At 61.8% G+C, this 20,153-nt stretch carries 18 protein-coding genes; 4 read left to right on the forward strand and 14 right to left on the reverse strand.

The genetic code is table 11. The annotated features are described in order from the left end of the window. Window positions 1–77: 77 nt before the first annotated feature. Window positions 78–494: a hypothetical protein gene (locus tag ACXAEK_RS15560; protein ID WP_475043259.1), complete on the reverse strand. Its 417-nt coding sequence runs from the start codon at window positions 492–494 to the stop codon at window positions 78–80. Between the two features lie 547 nt (window positions 495–1,041). Here ACXAEK_RS15560 and ACXAEK_RS15565 point away from each other — a divergent pair. Beyond that, window positions 1,042–2,592 carry a trimethylamine methyltransferase family protein gene (locus tag ACXAEK_RS15565; protein ID WP_475043261.1) on the forward strand — a complete coding sequence of 517 codons (1,551 nt, stop codon included), beginning with the start codon at window positions 1,042–1,044 and terminating at the stop codon, window positions 2,590–2,592. 638 nt (window positions 2,593–3,230) lie between these two features. On the opposite strand, the gene ACXAEK_RS15570 is transcribed toward ACXAEK_RS15565, so the two are convergent. Beyond that, window positions 3,231–4,451, reverse strand: coding sequence for an acyl-CoA dehydrogenase (locus ACXAEK_RS15570; RefSeq protein ID WP_475043262.1), 1,221 nt, complete (start codon window positions 4,449–4,451; stop codon window positions 3,231–3,233). A gap of 99 nt (window positions 4,452–4,550) precedes the next feature. On the opposite strand from ACXAEK_RS15570, the gene ACXAEK_RS15575 reads away from it, so the two are divergent. Further along, window positions 4,551–5,462 (forward strand): LysR family transcriptional regulator, encoded by a 912-nt coding sequence (locus ACXAEK_RS15575; RefSeq protein ID WP_475043263.1) that lies wholly within the window; start codon window positions 4,551–4,553, stop codon window positions 5,460–5,462. A gap of 86 nt (window positions 5,463–5,548) precedes the next feature. Here ACXAEK_RS15575 and phoB read toward each other — a convergent pair whose 3' ends face one another. The 10 genes from phoB to ACXAEK_RS15625 form a co-directional block, all read right to left on the reverse strand. Then, window positions 5,549–6,238, reverse strand: a complete 690-nt coding sequence (gene phoB, locus ACXAEK_RS15580) for a phosphate regulon transcriptional regulator PhoB (RefSeq protein WP_475043265.1) — start codon at window positions 6,236–6,238, stop codon at window positions 5,549–5,551. 3 nt (window positions 6,239–6,241) lie between these two features. After that, window positions 6,242–6,952 carry a phosphate signaling complex protein PhoU gene (gene phoU, locus ACXAEK_RS15585; protein WP_475043266.1) on the reverse strand — a complete coding sequence of 237 codons (711 nt, stop codon included), beginning with the start codon at window positions 6,950–6,952 and terminating at the stop codon, window positions 6,242–6,244. Between the two features lie 16 nt (window positions 6,953–6,968). Then, on the reverse strand, window positions 6,969–7,766 hold the full coding sequence (gene pstB / locus ACXAEK_RS15590; protein WP_475043267.1) for a phosphate ABC transporter ATP-binding protein PstB: 798 nt from the start codon (window positions 7,764–7,766) through the stop codon (window positions 6,969–6,971). Between the two features lie 15 nt (window positions 7,767–7,781). Further along, window positions 7,782–9,140 carry a phosphate ABC transporter permease PstA gene (pstA, locus tag ACXAEK_RS15595; protein WP_475043268.1) on the reverse strand — a complete coding sequence of 453 codons (1,359 nt, stop codon included), beginning with the start codon at window positions 9,138–9,140 and terminating at the stop codon, window positions 7,782–7,784. Further along, window positions 9,140–10,612: a phosphate ABC transporter permease subunit PstC gene (gene pstC, locus ACXAEK_RS15600; protein WP_475043270.1), complete on the reverse strand. Its 1,473-nt coding sequence runs from the start codon at window positions 10,610–10,612 to the stop codon at window positions 9,140–9,142. The genes pstA and pstC overlap by 1 nt, the downstream gene beginning before the upstream one ends. A gap of 114 nt (window positions 10,613–10,726) precedes the next feature. Next, window positions 10,727–11,782: a substrate-binding domain-containing protein gene (locus ACXAEK_RS15605; RefSeq protein WP_475043271.1), complete on the reverse strand. Its 1,056-nt coding sequence runs from the start codon at window positions 11,780–11,782 to the stop codon at window positions 10,727–10,729. 206 nt (window positions 11,783–11,988) lie between these two features. Then, complete coding sequence (locus ACXAEK_RS15610) at window positions 11,989–13,029, reverse strand: sensor histidine kinase (protein ID WP_475043272.1); 1,041 nt, start codon at window positions 13,027–13,029, stop codon at window positions 11,989–11,991. Window positions 13,030–13,134: 105 nt separating this feature from the next. Beyond that, window positions 13,135–13,656 carry a gamma carbonic anhydrase family protein gene (locus ACXAEK_RS15615; protein ID WP_475043274.1) on the reverse strand — a complete coding sequence of 174 codons (522 nt, stop codon included), beginning with the start codon at window positions 13,654–13,656 and terminating at the stop codon, window positions 13,135–13,137. Further along, a complete protein-coding gene (gene gmk, locus ACXAEK_RS15620) occupies window positions 13,653–14,294 on the reverse strand; it encodes a guanylate kinase (RefSeq protein WP_475043275.1) in 642 nt (213 codons plus the stop codon). The genes ACXAEK_RS15615 and gmk overlap by 4 nt, the downstream gene beginning before the upstream one ends. 16 nt (window positions 14,295–14,310) lie before the next feature. Further along, a complete protein-coding gene (locus ACXAEK_RS15625; RefSeq protein WP_475043276.1) occupies window positions 14,311–15,207 on the reverse strand; it encodes a YicC/YloC family endoribonuclease in 897 nt (298 codons plus the stop codon). Window positions 15,208–15,446: 239 nt separating this feature from the next. On the opposite strand from ACXAEK_RS15625, the gene ACXAEK_RS15630 reads away from it, so the two are divergent. Beyond that, window positions 15,447–16,301, forward strand: a complete 855-nt coding sequence (locus ACXAEK_RS15630; protein ID WP_475043278.1) for a PAS domain-containing protein — start codon at window positions 15,447–15,449, stop codon at window positions 16,299–16,301. 140 nt (window positions 16,302–16,441) lie between these two features. On the opposite strand, the gene ACXAEK_RS15635 is transcribed toward ACXAEK_RS15630, so the two are convergent. Beyond that, complete coding sequence (locus ACXAEK_RS15635) at window positions 16,442–17,812, reverse strand: class II 3-deoxy-7-phosphoheptulonate synthase (protein WP_475043279.1); 1,371 nt, start codon at window positions 17,810–17,812, stop codon at window positions 16,442–16,444. A 181-nt stretch (window positions 17,813–17,993) separates the two neighbouring features. On the opposite strand from ACXAEK_RS15635, the gene ACXAEK_RS15640 reads away from it, so the two are divergent. Further along, the gene (locus ACXAEK_RS15640; RefSeq protein WP_475043281.1) at window positions 17,994–18,998 is read left to right on the forward strand and encodes a GlxA family transcriptional regulator; all 1,005 of its coding nucleotides are present in this window, start codon (window positions 17,994–17,996) and stop codon (window positions 18,996–18,998) included. Between the two features lie 11 nt (window positions 18,999–19,009). On the opposite strand, the gene ACXAEK_RS15645 is transcribed toward ACXAEK_RS15640, so the two are convergent. Continuing rightward, window positions 19,010–20,113 (reverse strand): PQQ-dependent sugar dehydrogenase, encoded by a 1,104-nt coding sequence (locus ACXAEK_RS15645; protein ID WP_475043283.1) that lies wholly within the window; start codon window positions 20,111–20,113, stop codon window positions 19,010–19,012. Window positions 20,114–20,153: the final 40 nt, after the last annotated feature.

Consider the following 20,153-nt stretch of genomic DNA (forward strand, 5'->3'; position numbering starts at 1 on the left):
GCAAAAATCCGCCAAGCCATTGAAAAGATGCTGCCGCTTCCCTAGCGACTGACACGGCGCCTGACCGGATATTCGGGTTAGAAGCGGAAGGCTGCGCTCACTGACAGGGTTTCACCGCGCGCGCTGGCGCTTCCATTCTCCGGACCCGCCTCGTGGTGCAGCAACTCGCCGGTCAATTGCAGGGCGCGGTTCAGGGACACCCGCATCCCCAGGCCGAATATTGCCCCCCGGCGCGACCCCTCAGAGGTTTCTGCCTGGAGGCCGCCCAAACTCACAAAGCCGGTCGCTGGCCCGAAATCATATCCTGCGTGCAGCCGCAACTGCCGGGTTTCATCAGCTTGCACCGCTTGCGGCAGCAATCCGGACTGCTCTCTTGCAACGGTCCCGGCAAGGAGCATCCCGCCAATTTCACGGCCATAGGCAAATTGGAACGACCCGGCGTCAGTGGAAATGCCAGACAGCCGCCCGGAGGAGGACTGAGGGTTTCCAGCCAAAACGTTCCGCCATTCTTGAGCATAGGATGTCTGAGCAAGACCGCAGGCCGCACAGGCAATCGCGGCAAGGGCGAGGCAGTTTCTGGCTTTCTTAACCATCGGCATGTGGCAGTGCCCTTTTGAAATGCGCTGTTCCAGCGCTCCATCCCCAGGAGACCCAGTATACCCATTAATGCTTAATATTTGGTTCCCTCCGCCACTTTGCCAACAATAACATTCCGCGGGAAGCGTTAAAAATAGAAGTTACACCATTAAAAATAATGAGATTTTAGACAAAATGGTCTCCATCTCCCAGCCGGGGTTGCTCTCTGCGGTCAGATGAAAAATGTGTCGCTTTTTTCACCGGCGTCGTTAATGTGATAGAAACTGCACGCCAGCGTGCCAATTTGCGGCAAAAGGAACAGGAGTCCGCATGCAGGGAGAACGCTGCCACGTCAGCCTTATCTACCGCACCATTGGTGCGGCGCGCGGCCGTGCAGCCAGGGGACGGCCGCAGTGAGTTGAACGTTTCGAAACCTCACACTCACATCCCCTGAAAGGCACCAAAATGAACGAACAAGCCTCCTCCTCCCGCGCTGGCCGCAGCGGCGGGCGCAATGCACGCCGCGCCGCCCGTGCAGCAGCCCTGCCGGAACATCTGCGCCCGGTACGCCCCGGCATGGAGTCCACCGCCCTGAAACTGCTCAGCCAGGCGGATATGGAAAAAATCCACGAGGCCGCACTGACAGCACTGGAAGAGATCGGCCTCGCCGACGCGCCGCAAAGCGGTATCGAATATTTGACTGGCGCCGGCGCTGTTCTCGGCGATGACGGCCGCATCCGCTTCCCCCGCGCGCTTGTCGAAGACACAATCGCCAAGGCCAACCGCTCCGTCACGTTGTTCAGCCGGGACGGCAAGACCGATCTGGAGCTGTCGGGCGGCCGCGTCCACTACGGCACTGCCGGCGCAGCTGTCAGCATGGTCGATGTCCACGGCAAGGAATACCGCAATTCCACCGTACAGGATCTCCATGATGCAGCCCGCATCTGTGATCAGCTGGACAATATCCACTTCGTCCAGAGACCTATGGTCTGCCGTGACATCCCCGACAACTGCGAGATGGACCTGAATTCCATCTACGCAACGACCGCAGGCACAACCAAGCATGTTGGCGTCTCCTTCACGGAACCGGATTTCGTCAAGCCCGGACTGGAACTGCTGCATATGATTGCCGGCGGCGAGGACAAGTGGCGGGAGCGCCCCTTTGTGTCGAACTCGAACTGCTTCGTGGTTCCGCCGATGAAATTCGCGACGGAATCCTGCGAAGTGATGGAAGAATGCATCAAGGGCGGCATGCCAGTGCTTCTGCTTTCCGCGGGCATGGCGGGCGCGACGGCCCCCTCGACAATCGCCGGGGCAATCACACAAGCGGTTGCAGAATGCCTGGCCGGGCTGGTTTATGTAAACGCTGTAAAGCCTGGAGCTCCCGCGGTTTTTGGCACTTGGCCCTTCGGTCTGGACCTGCGCACCGGCGCCATGAGCGTTGGGTCCGGCGAGCAGGCTCTGCTGTCTGCGGGCTGCGCGCAAATGCATAAATTCTACAACCTGCCGGGCGGTGCCGCAGCCGGGGCATCCGACTCGAAACTGCCCGACATGCAGGCAGGCTGGGAGCAGATGTGCTCCGCAGTCATGGCAGGGCTTTCCGGGCTCAACATGGTTTACGAGGCCGCAGGCATGCATGCGTCGCTGCTGGGGTTCTGCCACGAGTCGCTGATCCTCGACAACGATCTGCTCGGACAGGCACAGCGCTGTGTCCGCGGTATCGAAGTGAACGACGAAACGCTGGCGCTGGATCAGATGCGCGCAACCTGCCTTGGCGGCCCTGGTCATTACCTGGGTACGGACCAGACCCTCAGCCGGATGCAGGTGGATTATGTCTACCCGGAACTTGGCGACCGGACCTCCCCCAAGGAATGGGCCGAGCTGGAAAAGCCGGATCTGATCGAAAAGGCGATTGCTAAAAAGGAAAAGATCCTGTCAGAGCGTGCCTCTGCCCGCTTTGACGCGGAAACGGACATGGGCATCCGCCAGAAGTTCAATATTCACCTGCCCGCATAAGGCCACGCGGATCAGTTCAGAAACGGACCGGTTTTGCCGGTCCGTTTTTTTTGTGACTGAAAGGTTTGCACCTTCAGCCGGCTTGCCTTGCTGCGCCCGCCAACTTCATTAAAGTCTTCTTAACTTTCGCCTTGAACCCACCAGCGCATAAAGTTAACCTACTGTAAATGCGGTTAAAAAACGCAATAGTGCGCTAAATCCAAGCGGCATAGTTTTGCGCATTATCACTTGCAGATGCGCAAAACGAACATGCATTTTTGCATAGCTTGCAGTTATTGGGAAAGGCGAGACGCGCTCATTTTGCACGAACGCAAGACGCGGCCTTCAATTTTCTCTTCTGAAGACGTTTTGCAATTTTGCAGAGGAAAGTTTTGACTCTGCCCCATCGCAACAGAGAATGCGCAAATCAGCCTGGTCTTGTTAATCTGATTTACCGCCTCAAAATGCAGCAGGCGTGAAAATGCGCTGCATCAGTCAGAAAACTCATTAACCAGATTTCCGGCCCCAGGACGCTTTACGCGGTGATGCCGCTGTTCAACTATCTTTGCAAAAATCTCCGTTCGGCCAATGGCCGCAAGAACGCAAACTCAAATTGCAAAAATGCAGCGCGAAGCAAGCTCCGCGCTGCAGCTCTGCAATCAGAAGAACGCCTGCAATCCAGTCTGAGCACGGCCCAGGATCAGCGCATGGACATCATGAGTGCCCTCGTAAGTGTTCACGGTCTCCAGGTTCACCATATGCCGGATCACGTTGAACTCCAGGCTGATACCGTTTCCGCCGTGCATATCACGGGCCATCCGGGCGATCTCCAGCGCCTTGCCGCAGTTGTTGCGCTTGATGATCGAAATCATCTCGGGCGCGGCATTGGCCTCGTCCATCAACCGGCCGACGCGCAAGGAAGCCTGCAGTCCCAGGGTAATTTCGGTTTGCATATTCGCCAGTTTCAGCTGGAACAGCTGGGTGTTTGCCAGCGGCCGGCCGAATTGCGTGCGGTCCAATCCGTACTGACGGGCGGAGTGCCAGCAGGCCTCAGCAGCGCCCATGGCGCCCCAGCTGATCCCATAGCGCGCGCGGTTCAAACAGCCGAACGGTCCCTTCAGCCCTTCGACATGCGGCAGCAGCGCGTCTTCGCCGACTTCCACGCTATCCATCACAATCTCACCGGTGATCGAGGCCCGCAGGGAAGCTTTGTTTTCGATTTTCGGCGCGCTGAGGCCCTTCAGCCCTTTATCCAGGACAAAGCCGCGGATCTTGCCGCCATGCGCCTCGGACTTGGCCCAGACCACAAACACATCGGCAATCGGCGCGTTGGAGATCCACATCTTGGAGCCTGTAAGTCTATAGCCTCCATCAGTTTTTTCCGCTCGGGTCTTCATGCTGGCGGGATCTGAGCCGGCATCCGGTTCGGTCAGGCCAAAGCAGCCAATCCATTCGCCCGAGGCGAGTTTCGGCAGGTATTTCCGGCGCTGGTCCTCACTTCCGTATGCGTAGATGGGATACATCACCAGCGAGCTTTGCACCGACATCATCGAGCGGTAGCCGCTGTCGACGCGTTCCACCTCGCGGGCGACCAGGCCATAGGACACATAGCCGCCGCCAAGCCCGCCGTATTCTTCCGGAATGGTGGTGCCAAGGAGGCCCATTTCGCCCATCTCACGGAAAATCTCCGGGTCAGTTTCTTCGTTTTCATAGGCACTTAGCACGCGCGGCTGAAGTTTTTCCTGGGCATAGGCACGGGCCGAGGCGGAGATCATCCGCTCGTCGTCGGTCAGTTGATCCTCCAGACGCAGCGCGTCTTCCCAATTGAAACGGCCCAGATCCGGGGCATCCTTGGCGCGCAGGGCGGGTTTGTCGGTCATCTTGTCACCTCAGTGGTTCGCGATTTGGCCAAACCCTAACGGGAGGTGAACGGAAAAAACAGCGAGACTTTGGCAATAAAGCATGACAAACACTCATACATGACAGTGCCACGCAAATTCCTGCCTTCAATTCCCTCCCTGCGCGCGCTGGAAGCGCTGGACCGGCTTGGCAGCGCCTCAGCCGCGGCGGAGGAACTGTCGCTGACGCAAGGCGCGGTCAGCAGACAGCTGCAAACGCTGGAGCGGCAGCTGGGGATGGAGCTTGTGCAACGGGACCAAAAGCGGCTGGCGCTGACCACTGAGGCGCGGGATTACGCGGCGGAGATCCGCCAAGCCCTGAACCAGATCGTGCAATCCACCCTGCGCCTGCAGGCGGCACCGCTGGCGGGCACGCTGAATCTGGCGATCCTTCCGGCCTTCGGGATGCGCTGGCTGATGCCCCGGCTGCCGGAGTTTTCCCGGTTGCACCCGGATGTGACCATTAACATGGCGACCCGGCTGGTGCCATTCAACTTTGCCACTGAACCGTTTGATGCGGCAATACATTTTGGAGATGCGTCCTGGCCGGGAACCCAGTCATTGCTGCTGAAGCATGAACAGTTGCTGCCGGTCTGCGCCCCGCAGCTTTTGGAGGGGCGCAGGATTAATGAGCCGAGGGAAATTCTGAAGCTGCCTCTGCTGCACATCCAGACCCGGACAACCGCCTGGAAGGACTGGTTTGAACAGCAAGGCATAGAGGCAGGCGCGGACCTGAGCGGCACGATCTATGATCAATTCGCAACCATCACGCAGGCTGCACTGCACGGGCTGGGCGTCGCGCTGATGCCGGATTACCTGGTGGAGCAAGATCTGGCCACAGGCCGATTGATGGCACTGCATCCGGTGCCGGTGGAGAGCGCAGGCGCCTATTACCTGGTCTGGCCGGAGCAGAAATCCAATGCGCCGGCGCTGGCGAAATTCCGCGGCTGGCTGGCTGGCAAGGCGCAGCCGGAGGATCCGTTGCCGCGGTGATGTTCAAAGAGTGAAAATCAGGGGGTGAAATGCGTGCACCCCCTGTACACCCCTTGTGCACCCCCTGGTGCCGTTTCAGCCAGGCTTCAGCCCAGGGCGTAGCCCGCGCCGCGCACAGTGCGGACAGGATCGTCGCCGCCATGCTGGGTCAGCGCCTTGCGCAAGCGGCCGATGTGAACGTCGACGGTGCGGGTGTCGACATAGATGTCGCGGCCCCAGACCCGGTCCAGCAATTGCTCGCGGCTCCAGACCCGGCCCGGTTTCTCGATGAAGGTGGAGAGCAGACGGAATTCGGTCGGCCCCAGCTTGAGCGGGTTGCCGCCCCGGCTGACCTTGTGGGTTTCGGCGTCCAGCACGATGTCGCCGTATTCCAGCCGCACGCCGACCGTGGAGGGCCGGACCCGGCGCAGCTGGCTGCGCACGCGGGCCATCAGTTCCACCACCGAATAGGGTTTCACCACGTAATCATCGGCGCCGGTTTCCAGGCCGCGCACCTTGTCCACTTCCTCGGACCGGGCGGACAGCATGATCACCGGGATGTTGCGGGTTTCGGCGCGGGTCTTGAGGCGGCGGCAGACTTCGATACCGCTAAGGTTGGGCATCATCCAGTCGAGGATGATGATATCGGGCATGTCTTCCTCGACCACCAGCAGCGCTTCTTCGCCATCTTTGGCCCTGAGCACGCGGAAGCCGTCAGCTTCGAGATTGTAGGCCAGCATTTCCCGCTGGGCCATTTCGTCTTCTACAACCAGAACGGTGGGCTGGTCGGCAGCCATCGGTCAGATCTCCTGCGGTGTGGTCGAGGTGGTGTCGGCTTTTTTGCGGTCTTCTTCCGGCTTTTCGCCGGTGACCAGATAGATCACCTGCTCGGCGATCGCGGTCACATGATCGCCCATGCGTTCGGTGTTTTTTGCAATGAAATGCAAGTGCATACAGGCCGAAATGTTGCGCGGGTCTTCCATCATATGGGTCAGGAATTCGCGGAACAGGGCGTTGTACATCTGGTCCACGTCACGGTCGCGGGCAATCACGTCGGCCGCCAGCTCAGGGTCGCGCTGGATATAGGAGTCCAGCGCGTCCTTCAGCATCCTCTCCACCTCGCGCGCCATGCGGCGCAGGGCGGCAGCGCCTTCGCTGATGTTCGGACCCTGGGCCAGGACACCGGTACGCTTGGCCATGTTTTTTGCATAGTCGCCAATGCGTTCCAGGTTGCCGGCAATCTTCATCACCGACAGCACCAGCCGCAGGTCGGAGGCGGCTGGCGCGCGCAGAGCGATCAGCCGGGCGGTTTCCTCGTTGATCAGCTCTTCCAGCCCGTCGATGGCCTTGTCGCCTTGGCGCACAGTCAGGGCCAGTTCCTCGTCTCGCGTCTCCAGGGCACGCGCGGCCTCGCGGATGGCGTCTTCGACCAGACCGCCCATTTTCATGATCCGGGCCTGAATTGCCTCCAGATCGCGGTCGAATGCAGATGCAATATGCTGTGCAGTCATTTGATTTTCCTTGAAATCAGCCGATCCGGCCGGTGATGTAGCTTTCGGTGCGCTTGTCTTCGGGATTGGTGAAGATCTGGCCGGTCGGTCCGAATTCCACCAGGTTGCCAAGGTGGAAAAAGGCGGTTTTCTGGCTGACGCGGGCGGCCTGCTGCATCGAGTGGGTGACGATCACCACGGAATACTGGCTGCGCAGCTCGTCGATCAGTTCCTCGACTTGCGCGGTGGCAATGGGGTCCAGCGCCGAACAGGGTTCGTCCATCAAGAGCACCTCAGGCTCCGTCGCGACGGCGCGGGCAATGCACAGGCGCTGCTGCTGGCCGCCGGAGAGGCCGGTGCCGGGCGCATCCAGGCGGTCTTTCACCTCATCCCAGATGGCGCCGCGGCGCAGGGATTTCTCCACGATTTCATCTAGTTCCGCCTTGTTCTTGGCCAGACCATGGATCCGCGGCCCATAGGCCACGTTGTCGTAGATCGACTTGGGGAACGGGTTGGGTTTTTGGAACACCATGCCGACCTTGGCGCGCAGCTGCACCGGGTCGACGCGCTTGTCATAGATATCCTCGCCGTCCAGCAGGATGTCGCCCTTGACGCGGCAGATGTCGATGGTGTCGTTCATCCGGTTCAGGCAGCGCAGGAAGGTGGATTTGCCGCAGCCCGAAGGGCCGATAAAGGCGGTGACGGTTTTGTCCTCGATCTGGACATTCACGTCTTTGATCGCGTGGGAGTCGCCGTAGTAGACGTTGACGTCTTTGGCGGCGATTTTGATTGCTTGCGTGTCCACGGTGTTTTCCATCACGGTCATGTCGTTCATAGCACTATGCCCCTTTTACCAGCGGCGTTCAAAGCGGCGGCGCAGGATCACGGCAAGCGTGTTCATGGTCACCAGGAAGATGAGAAGGATGATGATGCCGCCCCAGGCGCGTTCGTAGAATGCCGGGTCGGCGCGTTTGGCCCATTCGTAGATCTGGGCGGGCATGGCGGAGTTCGGAGCCAGCAGGCCGTCGGCCAGTGTTTCCGGCGCGTTGGAGGCGATGAAGCCGACCATGCCGATCAGCAAGAGCGGCGCGGTTTCTCCCAGCGCCTGCGCCAGGCCGATGATGGTGCCGGTCAGGATGCCGGGGGCGGCCAGCGGCAGCACGTGGTGGAACACCGCCTGCATTTTCGACGCACCAACGCCCAGGGCGGCGTCGCGGATCGACGGCGGCACCGATTTCAGCGAGGCGCGGGTGGAGATGATGATGGTCGGCAGGGTCATCAGCGTCAGCACCAGGCCGCCCACCAGCGGCGCCGAGGTCGGCAGGTGCATGTAATTGATGAAGACCGCCAGGCCCAGGATGCCGAACACGATGGAGGGAACGGCGGCAAGGTTGGAGATGTTCACCTCAATCAGATCGGTGAGCCAGTTCTGCGGCGCAAATTCCTCAAGATAGATCGAGGCTGCGACGCCGATCGGCAGCGCCAGCGCCAGCACCACGAACATCATGAACAGCGAGCCCAGCATTGAGACGCCGATACCGGCCGCCTCCGGGCGGGCGTCGGAGGCATCCGCGCCAAAGATGAAGTCGAGGTTGAAGGTCTTCTCCAGCACACCGGCAGCGGCCAAAGCATCAACAAGATCAAGCTGTTCCGCTGAGATGTTCTTGTCGTTGGCAATGCTGTCACGGGTGACGCGGCCCTTCAGGTAGCCATCCACGCGGCTGGAGGCGAGGAAGCGGAACTCCACCGTCTGGCCGATCTGGTCCGGGTTCGCCAGAACATACGCCCGCAGCTGCGCCGCGGCGTCCTTGGACAGGATACCGGCCAGCTGCTTGGCCTTAAGACCGGTTTCAATGCCCAGATCCTCAACCGCCGCGGTCATGGCGCCCTTGATGATCGGGGCGTAACCGAAGGTGGTGACCTTCTTGATATCAGCCAGGTCGCGGTTGCCTTTCTTGTCGAGCTTCTTCTCCAGCAGCTCCACCTGCAGGGTGATAAAGGTCTGCTGAAAGGCGCCGGTGCCCTTGCCGACGATGGTGGTCACCAGCACCAGCAGCATGATCAGCCCCGCGGTGATGGCGGCGATGCCATAAGCCTTGAACCGGGTTTCCGCAGCGTTGCGTTTGCGGGTTTGCGCGGATTTTTCCAGCAGCGAGCCGCCGTGTTTGCGGGGCGCGGCGCCTGCGGGGGATTGGCTGAGGTCAGTCATTATTCATACTGCTCCCGGTATTTGCGCACGATGTAGAGCGCCAGGACGTTCAGGCCGAGGGTCAGGACAAACAGGGTCAGGCCCAGGGCAAAGGCAACCAGCGTTTCGGGGCTGGCAAAATCGGTGTCGCCGGTCAGCTGGCTGACGATACGGGTGGTGATTGTGGTCATCGACTCCAGCGGGTTGGCAGAGAACTTGGCAATCGCCCCTGCCCCCATCACCACGATCATGGTCTCGCCAATGGCACGGGAGGCGGCCAGCAGCACCGCGCCGACGATGCCCGGGAGTGCTGCCGGCATCACCACCTGGCGCACGGTCTCGGATTTGGTGGCGCCAAGGCCCAGCGAGCCGTCGCGCATCGCCTGCGGCACCGCGTTGATGATGTCGTCGGACAGCGAGGAGACGAAGGGGATCAGCATGATGCCCATCACGAGGCCCGCGGTCAGGACCGAGGTGGCGCCTGCCATCCATTCAACGCCCAGGAGGCCGCCCTTGCCAAAGAGGTCTGCCAGTGCCGGGCCGACGGTCAGCAGCGCAAACAGGCCGTAGACGATGGTGGGGATGCCCGCGAGGATTTCCAGCAGCGGCTTGGCAAAGGCCCGCACGGCGCCGCTGGCGTATTCAGACAGGTAGATGGCGGCAAAAAGGCCGACAGGCACCGCCACCAGCAGCGCGATGAAGGAGATATAGAGCGTGCCCCACAGCAGCGGCAGGATCGACAGTTCACTGCCGCCGCGGAAGTTCGGCGCCCAGGTGGAGCCGAAGAAGAAGTCCGTCCAGCTGTGCAGGCCAAAGAAGTTTTTGGTTTCAAACAGCATCGACAGAACGATGCCAACGGTGGTCAGGATCGCCAGCGAGGCGGCCAGGATCAAGAGCGCCAGCACCGCGCGTTCCACCACGTTGCGGGCGCGGAAATCCTTGTGGGTGCGGCTGTAAGCCCATGCAAAGCCGCCAAGCGCCAGCAGCGCCACAACCACGGTCATCGCGGTGCGGCCAGTGTTCGAGAGGTTGCGGTAGGCCTGCGCGGCATTCAGCACTTCCGGACGCACGTCGTCGCCCAGGGCCACGCCCACCTCGCCCATCAGGGCGCGGACGTCCTGGCCGCCGCCGGCGACATTGCGGGCCTCGCGGGCGGTCAGCAGCCCCTGCTCCACCGCCAGGTCCAGGCCCTCGGCCACCCGGCGCACATCGCTCATCACCAGGCCGATGGAGGAGCTTTCCGGAACTGCATCCGCCGGGATCATGCTGGAGACGCGGGTCTCGATGAACATGGGCTGAGCCAGCAGCCAGATCGCAAGCGCGCCGATGGCCGGAACAAAGGCCGCAAGCGCCACGTGGTAGCCGTAATAAGATGGCAGCGAATGCAGGTCTTTGACATTGCCCGCAGCGGTGGCAATCGCGCGGCGGCGGCCGCCGTAGTAGCCCGCAGCAGAGAGCGCAAGCAGGAGGGCAACAAGCCAGAAAGTGGGCATGAAAAGCTCCGGTATTGGCGGTGGCGTATTGGCTGCGGCAGCCCTGCCGCGGAAGAAGCGCCGGGGCGGAGGTTGGCTCCGCCCCGGCAAGGATCAGATCACAGGCGGGACAGCTTAGGAGTTGCCGCCCATCACGGCTTCGTTGGCAACCGCTTCCTGAGTGTCCGCCAGTTCCGGGTCGGCAACCAGGCCGTATTCGGCCAGCGGGCCGTCTTCGCCGGCAACCTCGTCTGCGACGAAGAACTCAGCGTATTCCTTCAGGCCCGGGATCACGCCGATGTGGGCTTTCTTGACGTAGAAGAACAGCGGGCGGGAGACCGGGTATTCGCCGGTTGCGATGCTTTCGGTCGAGGGAACCACGCCGGACATGGTTGCAACCTGCAGCTTGTCGGTGTTGTTCTCGTAGAAGGCCAGGCCAAAGACGCCGATGCCGTCTTTGTTGGACTCAATCCGGGCCAGGGTCTCAGTGTAGTCGCCGTCGATGTCGACCGATTTGCCGTCGGTGCGCAGCGCAATGCAGGCTTTCTCAGCTGCTTTGTGCTTGGCCTTGTCGGTGTCGCCTTCGGCGTTGGCCAGCAGGTGCTCAAACGCGCCGGTGGCTTCGCAGCCGGCCAGGATTACCTTGTCTTCGAACACTTCGCGGGTGCCGTGCTTGGTGCCCGGAACGAAGGCCTGGATATCGACCGCCGGGAAGTTGGCGTTCACGTCTGCCCAGGTCTGGTTCGGGTTGTCGACCAGCTGGCCGTCAACCAGCACCTTGTCGGACAGCGCCAGGAACCAGTCGGACGGGGTGTATTCGAAACCGTTGGCGTTGATGTCGGAGGCAAAGACGATGCCGTCATAGCCGATGCGGACCTCGATGATGTCGGTCACGCCGTTTTCGGCGCAGGCCTTGATTTCCTTGTCTTTGATCTGGCGCGATGCATTGGCGACGTCGATGGTGTTTTCCCCCACGCCTTCGCAGAAACGCTTGAGGCCAGCGGAGGAGCCGCCGGATTCCACAACCGGGGTCGGGAAGTCGAAGTTCTCGCCAAAGGCTTCTGCCACGATGGAGGCGTAGGGCAGAACGGTGGACGAACCGGCAACCTGGACCTGGTCGCGCGCAGCAGCTGCGGTTGCGGAAACGGCGGCGATTGCCAGGGTGGATGCGGTCAGTTTCACAAAGGACATTTGTGTCTCCAAGAGTTTCATATGTCGATCACCCCCTCGATGATCTTGCCGCCTCTCCTATGGGGTGGTGATGAGGCTTTTGTGACAGCTGTGTAACAGCCGTATGACAAAGCCGGTTTGCGGCGAAAAAAATCGGTCGCAAACGGCAACGCCGCCGCCGTGGTTTTACGGCTGCGGCGTGCTTCCGGCGCGTGTTCCTGTGCAGATCAATCCGGCAAAACGACTGTAAAAACAGATCCTTCGCCAACGTTGCTTTCGACGCGCAGACGGCCGCGGTGGCGGTTGATGATGTGTTTTACAATCGCCAGACCCAGCCCGGTTCCGCCCATCTCGCGGGAGCGGTGGCTGTCGGCGCGGTAGAAGCGCTCTGTCAGCCGCGGCAGGTGGACGGCAGCGATTCCGGGGCCGTTGTCGATCACCTGGACAAGCGCGGCGGGCGCACGCACCGACGGATCGCGCTCTGAATGCGTCAGCACGACCCGCACCTGATCGCCGCCGTATTTCACCGCGTTTTCCACCAGGTTGGTGAAGACCTGCTGCAGCTGATCCGGGTCGCCGGTGACACCGACCGGATCTTCCGGTGCCTCCAGTGTCATCGCAGTGCCGCGGGCCTCTGCCACCGGCGACAAAGTTTTCAGGGTGGAGCACAGAAGGCCGGTGAGATCCACCTCCTCCTTGGGGCGGACCCGTTCCTCGCTTTCCACGCGGTTGAGTGACAGAAGATCCCCGACTAGGCGGTTCATCCGGCTGGCCTCGCCTTCCATGATCGTCAGGAACCGGTCGCGGGCAGCGGCGTCGTCCCGGGCCGGGCCGCGCAGGGTTTCGATAAAGCCGATCAGGGCCGTCAGCGGCGTGCGCAGCTCATGGCTGACATTCGCAACAAAGTCGCGGCGCATCTGGCCGGCCTGCTGGCGTTCGGTGATGTCGTCGAAACAGGCCAGCACCGCGCCGCCGCCCACCGCGCCGATGCCGGGCACATAGCGCAGGGTGACCGTGTAGGTGGTGTCCTGGGCGCCGTCGTTGGACAGGTGCCGGGCAGTGCGGGGCTGCTTGTCGTGCAGACAGGCCTCGATCGCGGTGGCAACGCTGGGCTGGCGCAGGATGGTGGCGAAGTGGCGGCCCTGCACGCCCTGCCCCAGCAGCGCCTCCGCACCGCTGTTTACGGCGATGAAACGTTCGGTCTGATCCACCATCACCGCCGGAAGCGGAATGGCCGCCAGAAATCCTTCTATCAGCTCGCTCGTCATCTGTTCCCCGCTGTTGACCAGTCCGGCCTGCCTACTGCCGTTCTGTAAACCTGTTGTGGCAGAAACCGTTCAATCAGCGCAAAACCGTGCTGCCTGCGGCGCCGGCTACAGCGGTTTCAGTTCCGCCCGGAACCGGCGCATGTTGTCCTGATAGAGGAGCGCGCTTTGTGTGAGCTTTTCGGCCAGGGCCGCGTCGACCTCGCGCACCACTTTGCCGGGGCTGCCCATCACCAGAGAATTGTCGGGGATTTCCTTGTTCTCGGTGATCAGCGCCCCTGCCCCGATCAGGCAGTTTTTGCCGATCCTGGCACCGTTCAGGATGGTTGCGCCCATGCCGACCAGAGAGTTTTCGCCGATGGTGCAGCCGTGCAGCATCGCCTTGTGTCCGATGGTGCAGTTTTTGCCGATGGTCAGCGGGTAGCCTGCATCAATATGCATCACCACGTTTTCCTGCACATTGGTGCCTTCGCAGATGCGGATTTCCTCGTGATCGGCGCGGATGGTGACACCGAACCAGACCGAAGACCCCGCCTCCATCACCACCTTGCCGATCAGGTTGGCATCAGGAGCAACCCAGGTGTCTTCGTGGATTTGCGGGCAGTCGGCGCAAAGGGCAAAAAGGGTCATGACTGTTCCTCGAACTGGGTCTGCAGGGCGCGGACGTGGTCCTGCAGCTTGGGCTGCTGGATGCGCCGCATCCGCTCTGCCTCGACGATGGTTTTCAGCTTGGCCTCGGTTTCGTCCAGGTCGTCGTTGACCAGCACATAGTCATAATAGCCCCAGTGGCTGATTTCGTCCCAGCTTTTCATCATCCGCTTGGAGATCACCTCGTCGCTGTCCTGGGCCCGGGTTTCCAGGCGGCGGCGCAATTCGGTGATCGAAGGCGGCAGGATGAAGATCGACAGCGCGTGCTTGCCCAGGTCGGAGTTGCGGATCTGAATTTCGCCCTGCCAATCGACGTCGAACAGCACGTCCTGGCCGGCCTTGATGGTGTCCTTCACCGGGCCTGCGGGCGAGCCGTAGAAATTGCCGAACACATGGGCGTGTTCCAGCATGCCGCCCTCGGCCACCTTGGTTTTGAATTCGTCTTCCGACATGAAGTAGTACTCGCGTCCGTGCTCCTCGCCCGGGCGCGGGGCGCGGGTGGTGGCGGAGACAGAGAAGGCAAGACCCGGGTCCCAAGCCATCAGGCGGCGGGCCAGGGTGGATTTGCCTGCGCCCGAAGGCGACGAGAGGATGATCAAAAGGCCGCGGCGGTCCGCCATCAAAGCACTCCTTTTCTTATTCTATGTTCTGGACCTGCTCGCGCATCTGGTCGATCACGGTTTTCAGCTCAAGCCCCACTGCCGTCAACCCGGCATGCTGCGCCTTGGAGCACAGCGTGTTGGCCTCGCGGTTGAACTCCTGCATCAGGAAATCGAGCTTGCGCCCCATGGCACCGCCCTTGACCAGCAAATCGGCGGCGGCGGCCACATGGGCGCCAAGGCGGTCCAGTTCCTCTGTCACATCGGCCTTGACTGCGATCAGCGCCAGTTCCTGCGCCACCCGGTCGGGGTCGGCGCCCTCTGCATTGTCCATGACGCGGGCCAGGTTGGCCTTCAGCGTTTCGGCCATTTTCACCTTGCGCTCTTCAGCACGTTCTGCCGCCTGGGCGGTCAGGGCGGCCACCTGTTCCAGCTGGCCGTTAAGGATTACGGCAAGCGCGGCCCCCTCGGCCTCGCGCATCTGAACGAATTCCGCCACAAGGGTTTCCAGTTCCTTGCCAAGCACGGCAACCAGCGGCGCCGGATCATCGTCGCCCGAAGACTGTTCCAGCACGCCCTTGAACGCCAGAAGCTCTGCCGCTGAGGCAGGTTGCACCTCCACCCGGTTCTGCTTGGCAACCGACTGCGCTTCGGCCAGGGCCTTGACCACCGATTGCAGAACATTGGTGTTGACCTGCACTTGGCCGGCGCTGTCCTCGGACCGGGAGATACGCAGCGACAGGGAAACATTGCCCCGCGCCAGCGATTTACCCAGAACGGAACGGACCTGATTTTCAAGGCCTTCCAGCCAATCCGGCACCCGCAGGCGAAGGTCCAGCCCCTTGGCGTTGACAGAGCGCAGTTCCCAGCTCCAGCTGTGCGGTCCCAGGCTGCCCTGCGCCGAGGCAAAGGCCGTCATACTGCGGATCGTCATGGATAGAACCCTCGTTTCGCTGGTGATTGGTCTGCTCTACTGTCTCAAAAGTATAGGGTGCAAGCGCAATCGCATAAACTCCCCCATCCCGACGCGTTAACCATTGCTTAAAGAAGTAGTCCAAATTTGAATTAGATTGTGTCATCTTAACTTCAGGGTAACCATACCGGCCCTAAGAGTTAACACAGCCACAGGCTGCTGGAGACCAAGGGGCGTCCGGGGGTCAAGGGGATGAGAAGATGATTTTTGGCAGCCGCAGCGGAACTGACATGCAGACAAGCCAGAACAAGGTTGTATCCATGAGCCGCTTCCGCAAGGGCGGCGCGCAGTCGCCGCTGCGCCAGGCGGAGGCCTATTGGACCGCGCTTCGCCGCGGCGACGACGTGCCCAGCCGGTCGCAGATCGACCCGCGCGGCCTGGAAAACATCCTGAGCAACACGTTTATTCTGGAACGGATCGCACCAGGTATCGCGCGGTTCCGCCTGGCTGGCTCCCTGGTCAATGAAATGGCAGGGATGGAAGTGCGCGGGATGCCGGTCACGGCCTTCTTCACCACCGAAGCGCGCAAACAGCTGAGCTCCGCCATGGAGCATATGTTTGAAACGCCTGCCATCGTCGAACTGGAGCTGCAAATCGAGGCCCCGCGCCAGCGCACGCCGCGCGAAGCCCGGATGCTGCTGATGCCGCTGCGCAGCGATCTGGGGGACATCAGCCGGGTGCTGGGGGTATTGGTGGCAGAAGACGGAACCGCTGCGACGTCCCAGCGTTTCTCAATCAGCTCGATTGAAATGCGCACCGTTGGCAAGTCTTCGGACAGCGGGGAATTCAAGGCCAAGCCGCGCGCTGACGCCGCCAAGCCGCGCGCTGACGCTAAGGAGGAGCGCCCGGAGGTGAACCAGCCCAATCCTGGCTTTGCGGAAACCCAGGCCCGGTTCAAGCCTGAGCGTTCGCTTTTGGACGAAGCCAAGGCGCTGCTGGACCGCAGCCGGAGGCCGCAGCCTGCGCAGCCCGAAACCGATGCAACGAAAGATACCCAGGCTGCCGGCAAACGCACAGGCGCACCGCATCTGCGCCTGGTGGTCAGCCGCGACTGACGGGCCCTTAGGTCAAATCTTATCATTCAAGTACAAGGTCATAGCACTTGAATTGACTGCGCCCCGAGAGAGAACTCCGGGGCGCCTTTTTTCTTCGCATGTCTGAAGCGGGCCGCCGCAACCGGCGGCCCCTGCCGGGGTCAGCCGGCCTGGCGTGCGGATTGGCTGGCGCGCAGGGCGGACAGTTCTTCGGCCACCAGGAAGGCCAGTTCCAGCGACTGGCTGGCGTTCAGCCGCGGATCGCAGGCGGTGTGGTAGCGGTCGCTCAGATCCTCTTCGGTCACAGCGCGCACGCCGCCGGTGCATTCGGTCACGTCCTGGCCGGTCATCTCGAAATGCACGCCGCCGGGGATGGTGCCCTCGGCCTTGTGGACGCCGAAGAAATCGCGCACCTCGCGCAGCACGCTGTCGAAGGGGCGGGTCTTGTAGCCGGTGGAGGACTTGATGGTGTTGCCGTGCATCGGGTCGCAGACCCAGGTGACGCTGGCGCCCTCTTCCTTCACCGCCTTAACCAGACGCGGCAGATGCTCACCTGCCTTGCCGGCGCCGAAGCGGGCGATCAGGGTCAGCTTGCCCTCTTCGTTTTCCGGGTTCAGGCGCGACATCAGCACCTTGAGATCCTCAGCGGTGGTGGTCGGGCCGCACTTGAGGCCGATCGGGTTCAGCACGCCGCGGCAGAATTCAACATGGGCGCCGTCCGGCTGGCGGGTGCGGTCGCCGATCCAGATCATGTGGCCGGAACCGGCCAGCCATTTGCCGGAAGTCGAATTGAGGCGGGTCAGCGCCTCCTCATATTCCAGCAGCAGGCTTTCGTGGCTGGTATAGAATTCGACGGTGGAGAATTCATGCGTGGTGTCGGCGCTGATACCGGCCGCGTTCATGAAATCAATGGTGTCCTGAATGCGGGTTGCGATTTCGCTGTATTTCTGAACTTCCTGCTCGTCCGTAAAGCCCAGGGTCCAGGAATGCACCCGGCTCATATCGGCAAAGCCGCCGGTGGAGAAGGCGCGCAGCAGGTTCAGCGTGGCCGCGGCCTGGGTATAGGCCTGCAGCATCTTCTGCGGGTTCGGGATACGGGCTGCGGCGGTGAAATCCAGTTCGTTGATGATGTCGCCGCGGTAGCTGGGCAGTTCGACACCATCAATGGTTTCGGTCGCCGCGCTGCGCGGCTTGGCGAACTGGCCGGCCATCCGGCCCACCTTCACCACCGGCACCTTGGCGCCATAGGTCAGCACCATCGCCATCTGCAGCATCACCTTGAAGGTGTCGCGGATTGCGTCGGCGCTGAACTGGTCAAAGCTTTCAGCGCAGTCGCCGCCCTGCAGCAGGAACGCCTCGCCGCGGCCTGCCGCGCCCAGGTGCTGTTTCAGGCGGCGCGCCTCGCCGGCGAAGACCAGCGGCGGGAACTTGGAAAGCTGAGCCTCGACAGCGTTCAGCGCTGCGGCATCGGTGTAGTCCGGCATCTGCACCCGCGGCTTGTTGCGCCAGTCCGATTTTTGCCATTCGCTCATGACTTTATCTCCGCATCAGAGGTCTTTAGTATATCCTGCGTGCTCTATACAAAATCCGCTCCGCGGAGGCCAGTTTAGAAATGCGCCTACTTGACCCCGGCTTCAAGCTGTGAGCACGGTTTCCCGACCCGCCGCGCAGCAAGCTGCCGCGGCCCGATCTGTTTCTTGAAGGACGCGCGCCATGCAGACGACACGCAAGCCTGCTGATTCTGGAGCTGAAGCCGGCCAGCCGAAAAGGTTCGTTTTTGTGCTTCTCGACAAGTTCACGATGCTGTCTTACGCATCGGCTGTCGAATGCCTTCGGATCGCCAACCGTATGAATGGCGATGATACCTATTCCTGGACTCTAATCGGCGAAGGCGGCGAGACAGTAACCTGTTCGGCCGGAACAACCTTTCAGCTGGACAGCGATCTGATCGAATTGCGCCGCGACGACGTGATGATGCTGTGTTCCGGCATTGACGTGCAGGAAGCTACCACCAAGAAACTGCTGGCCTGGCTGCGCCGGGAGGCCCGCAAAGGGCTGACCGTGGGCGGTTTGTGCACGGCTTCCTATACCCTGGCCAAGGCCGGGCTGCTGGACGGCAAGCGCGCCACCATCCACTGGGAGAACGCCGACAGTTTTGCTGAGGAGTTCGACGAGGTCGACCTGACCAAATCGGTTTTTGTCATTGACGGCAACCGGGTGTCCACCGCGGGCGGGACGTCCTCGATCGACCTGATGCTGAAGCTGATTGCCAACGACCACGGCGAAGAGCTGGCCAATGCGGTGGCGGATCAGCTGATCTATTCCTCGATCCGCACCGACCAGGACACCCAGCGGCTGTCGATCCCTACCCGCATCGGTGTGCGGCACCCGAAGCTGTCGATGGTGATCCAGATGATGGAAGCCAATATCGAAGAGCCGATCAGCCCCTCGGTTCTGGCGCAGGATGTGGGCATGTCCACCCGGCAGCTGGAGCGGCTGTTCCGCCGCTACCTGAACCGCTCGCCCAAGCGCTATTATATGGAGCTGCGGCTGCAGAAGGCGCGCAACCTCTTGATGCAGACCGATATGAGCGTGATCAATGTGGCGCTGGCCTGCGGTTTTGCCTCGCCATCGCATTTCTCCAAATGCTACCGGGCGCATTACGACACCACCCCCTACCGCGAACGCGGCAGCAAGGCGGCGACGTATAAGGCTTGAGGCCCCGGTTGTCAGCGGGCGATCCGCAAGATCGCCCCTTCCCCCTCCGAGGCAAACCAGATGCTGCCATCGGGCGCCTCCTGCACATCGCGGATGCGGCCTGTCTCGCTGCTGCGCAATTGCTCGACCTCTTTGAGCGGCGCTCCGGACAGGCGGGAGATATAGTCGAACTTGAGCGAGCCGACGAAGATATCCCCGCGCCATTCGGGCCACATCCTGCCGGAGTAGATCATCATGCCGGAGGGGGCGATTGAGGGGTCCCAATACCATTCCGGCTGCTCCATCCCGGGTTTCGAGGTGCCTTCGCCGATCCGGGCGCCGGAATAGTGGCGGCCGTAGGAGATAACGGGCCAGCCGTAATTGCGCCCTTTGCGGACCCGGTTCACCTCGTCGCCGCCTCTGGCGCCATGTTCGGCAACCCATAGGCTGCCTTGCAGGTCCAATGCCATGCCTTGCGGGTTGCGGTGGCCGTAGGACCAGATTTCCGGCTGGGCATCCTCGCGGCCGGTAAAGGGATTGTCCGCCGGAACCATGCCGTCGCGGTTGATCCGCACCACCGATCCCTGATGCAGCCGCAGGTTCTGGGCGCTGGGCCGGTCGCCGCGCTCTCCTAGGGACAGGAACAAGGTGCCGTCCCGCGCCTCCACCACTCTGGAGCCAAAGTGACGCCCGCCCAATGCGCCTGGGGCGGCCTCAAACAGGATACGCAGATTGGACAGGCGGGAATTGGCAGGATTTAGGCGCCCAACAGCCAGCGCCGTTCCGGCACCGCGGCCCTGCCGTTTGGAAAAGGTCAAAAACACCTCCCGGCTGCGGGCAAAATCCCGCGGGATCATGACATCCAGCAAGCCGCCCTGCCCTTCGGCAGCCACCGGAGGCGTTCCGCTGATCCGCTGCCGCCTGCCGTCCCGGACATAGTAAAGCTGACCGTCCCGTTCAGTCACCAGGAGGCCGCCATCCGGCAAAAACCCGAAGGCCCAGGGCACATCAAAGCCCTCAGCCATGCGTGCCACCTTGAGATCGCCCAGGCTGCTGGGCAGGTTTTCTGCCCGCGCTGCCGTGAAAACCGTCAGGAACGCAAGGGCAACCGTCAAGAGCAGGGATTTTCGCGGCATTGAGGTCTTTTCCTTTCTCTGATTCCCCTGTAGAGGCTCG

Source organism: Leisingera sp. ABM4_101 (assembly GCF_056158725.1).

Excerpts from the sequence above, each read along its gene's own strand:
- ACXAEK_RS15565 (WP_475043261.1), top strand. The coding sequence starts at position 1,042 with ATGAACGAACAAGCCTCCTCCTCCCGCGCTGGCCGCAGCGGCGGGCGC.
- ACXAEK_RS15570 (WP_475043262.1), bottom strand. The coding sequence starts at position 4,451 with ATGACCGACAAACCCGCCCTGCGCGCCAAGGATGCCCCGGATCTGGGC.
- ACXAEK_RS15575 (WP_475043263.1), top strand. The coding sequence starts at position 4,551 with ATGACAGTGCCACGCAAATTCCTGCCTTCAATTCCCTCCCTGCGCGCG.
- phoB (WP_475043265.1), bottom strand. The coding sequence starts at position 6,238 with ATGGCTGCCGACCAGCCCACCGTTCTGGTTGTAGAAGACGAAATGGCC.
- phoU (WP_475043266.1), bottom strand. The coding sequence starts at position 6,952 with ATGACTGCACAGCATATTGCATCTGCATTCGACCGCGATCTGGAGGCA.
- pstB (WP_475043267.1), bottom strand. The coding sequence starts at position 7,766 with ATGAACGACATGACCGTGATGGAAAACACCGTGGACACGCAAGCAATC.
- pstA (WP_475043268.1), bottom strand. The coding sequence starts at position 9,140 with ATGACTGACCTCAGCCAATCCCCCGCAGGCGCCGCGCCCCGCAAACAC.
- pstC (WP_475043270.1), bottom strand. The coding sequence starts at position 10,612 with ATGCCCACTTTCTGGCTTGTTGCCCTCCTGCTTGCGCTCTCTGCTGCG.
- ACXAEK_RS15605 (WP_475043271.1), bottom strand. The coding sequence starts at position 11,782 with ATGTCCTTTGTGAAACTGACCGCATCCACCCTGGCAATCGCCGCCGTT.
- ACXAEK_RS15610 (WP_475043272.1), bottom strand. The coding sequence starts at position 13,029 with ATGACGAGCGAGCTGATAGAAGGATTTCTGGCGGCCATTCCGCTTCCG.
- ACXAEK_RS15615 (WP_475043274.1), bottom strand. The coding sequence starts at position 13,656 with ATGACCCTTTTTGCCCTTTGCGCCGACTGCCCGCAAATCCACGAAGAC.
- gmk (WP_475043275.1), bottom strand. The coding sequence starts at position 14,294 with ATGGCGGACCGCCGCGGCCTTTTGATCATCCTCTCGTCGCCTTCGGGC.
- ACXAEK_RS15625 (WP_475043276.1), bottom strand. The coding sequence starts at position 15,207 with ATGACGATCCGCAGTATGACGGCCTTTGCCTCGGCGCAGGGCAGCCTG.
- ACXAEK_RS15630 (WP_475043278.1), top strand. The coding sequence starts at position 15,447 with ATGATTTTTGGCAGCCGCAGCGGAACTGACATGCAGACAAGCCAGAAC.
- ACXAEK_RS15635 (WP_475043279.1), bottom strand. The coding sequence starts at position 17,812 with ATGAGCGAATGGCAAAAATCGGACTGGCGCAACAAGCCGCGGGTGCAG.
- ACXAEK_RS15640 (WP_475043281.1), top strand. The coding sequence starts at position 17,994 with ATGCAGACGACACGCAAGCCTGCTGATTCTGGAGCTGAAGCCGGCCAG.
- ACXAEK_RS15645 (WP_475043283.1), bottom strand. The coding sequence starts at position 20,113 with ATGCCGCGAAAATCCCTGCTCTTGACGGTTGCCCTTGCGTTCCTGACG.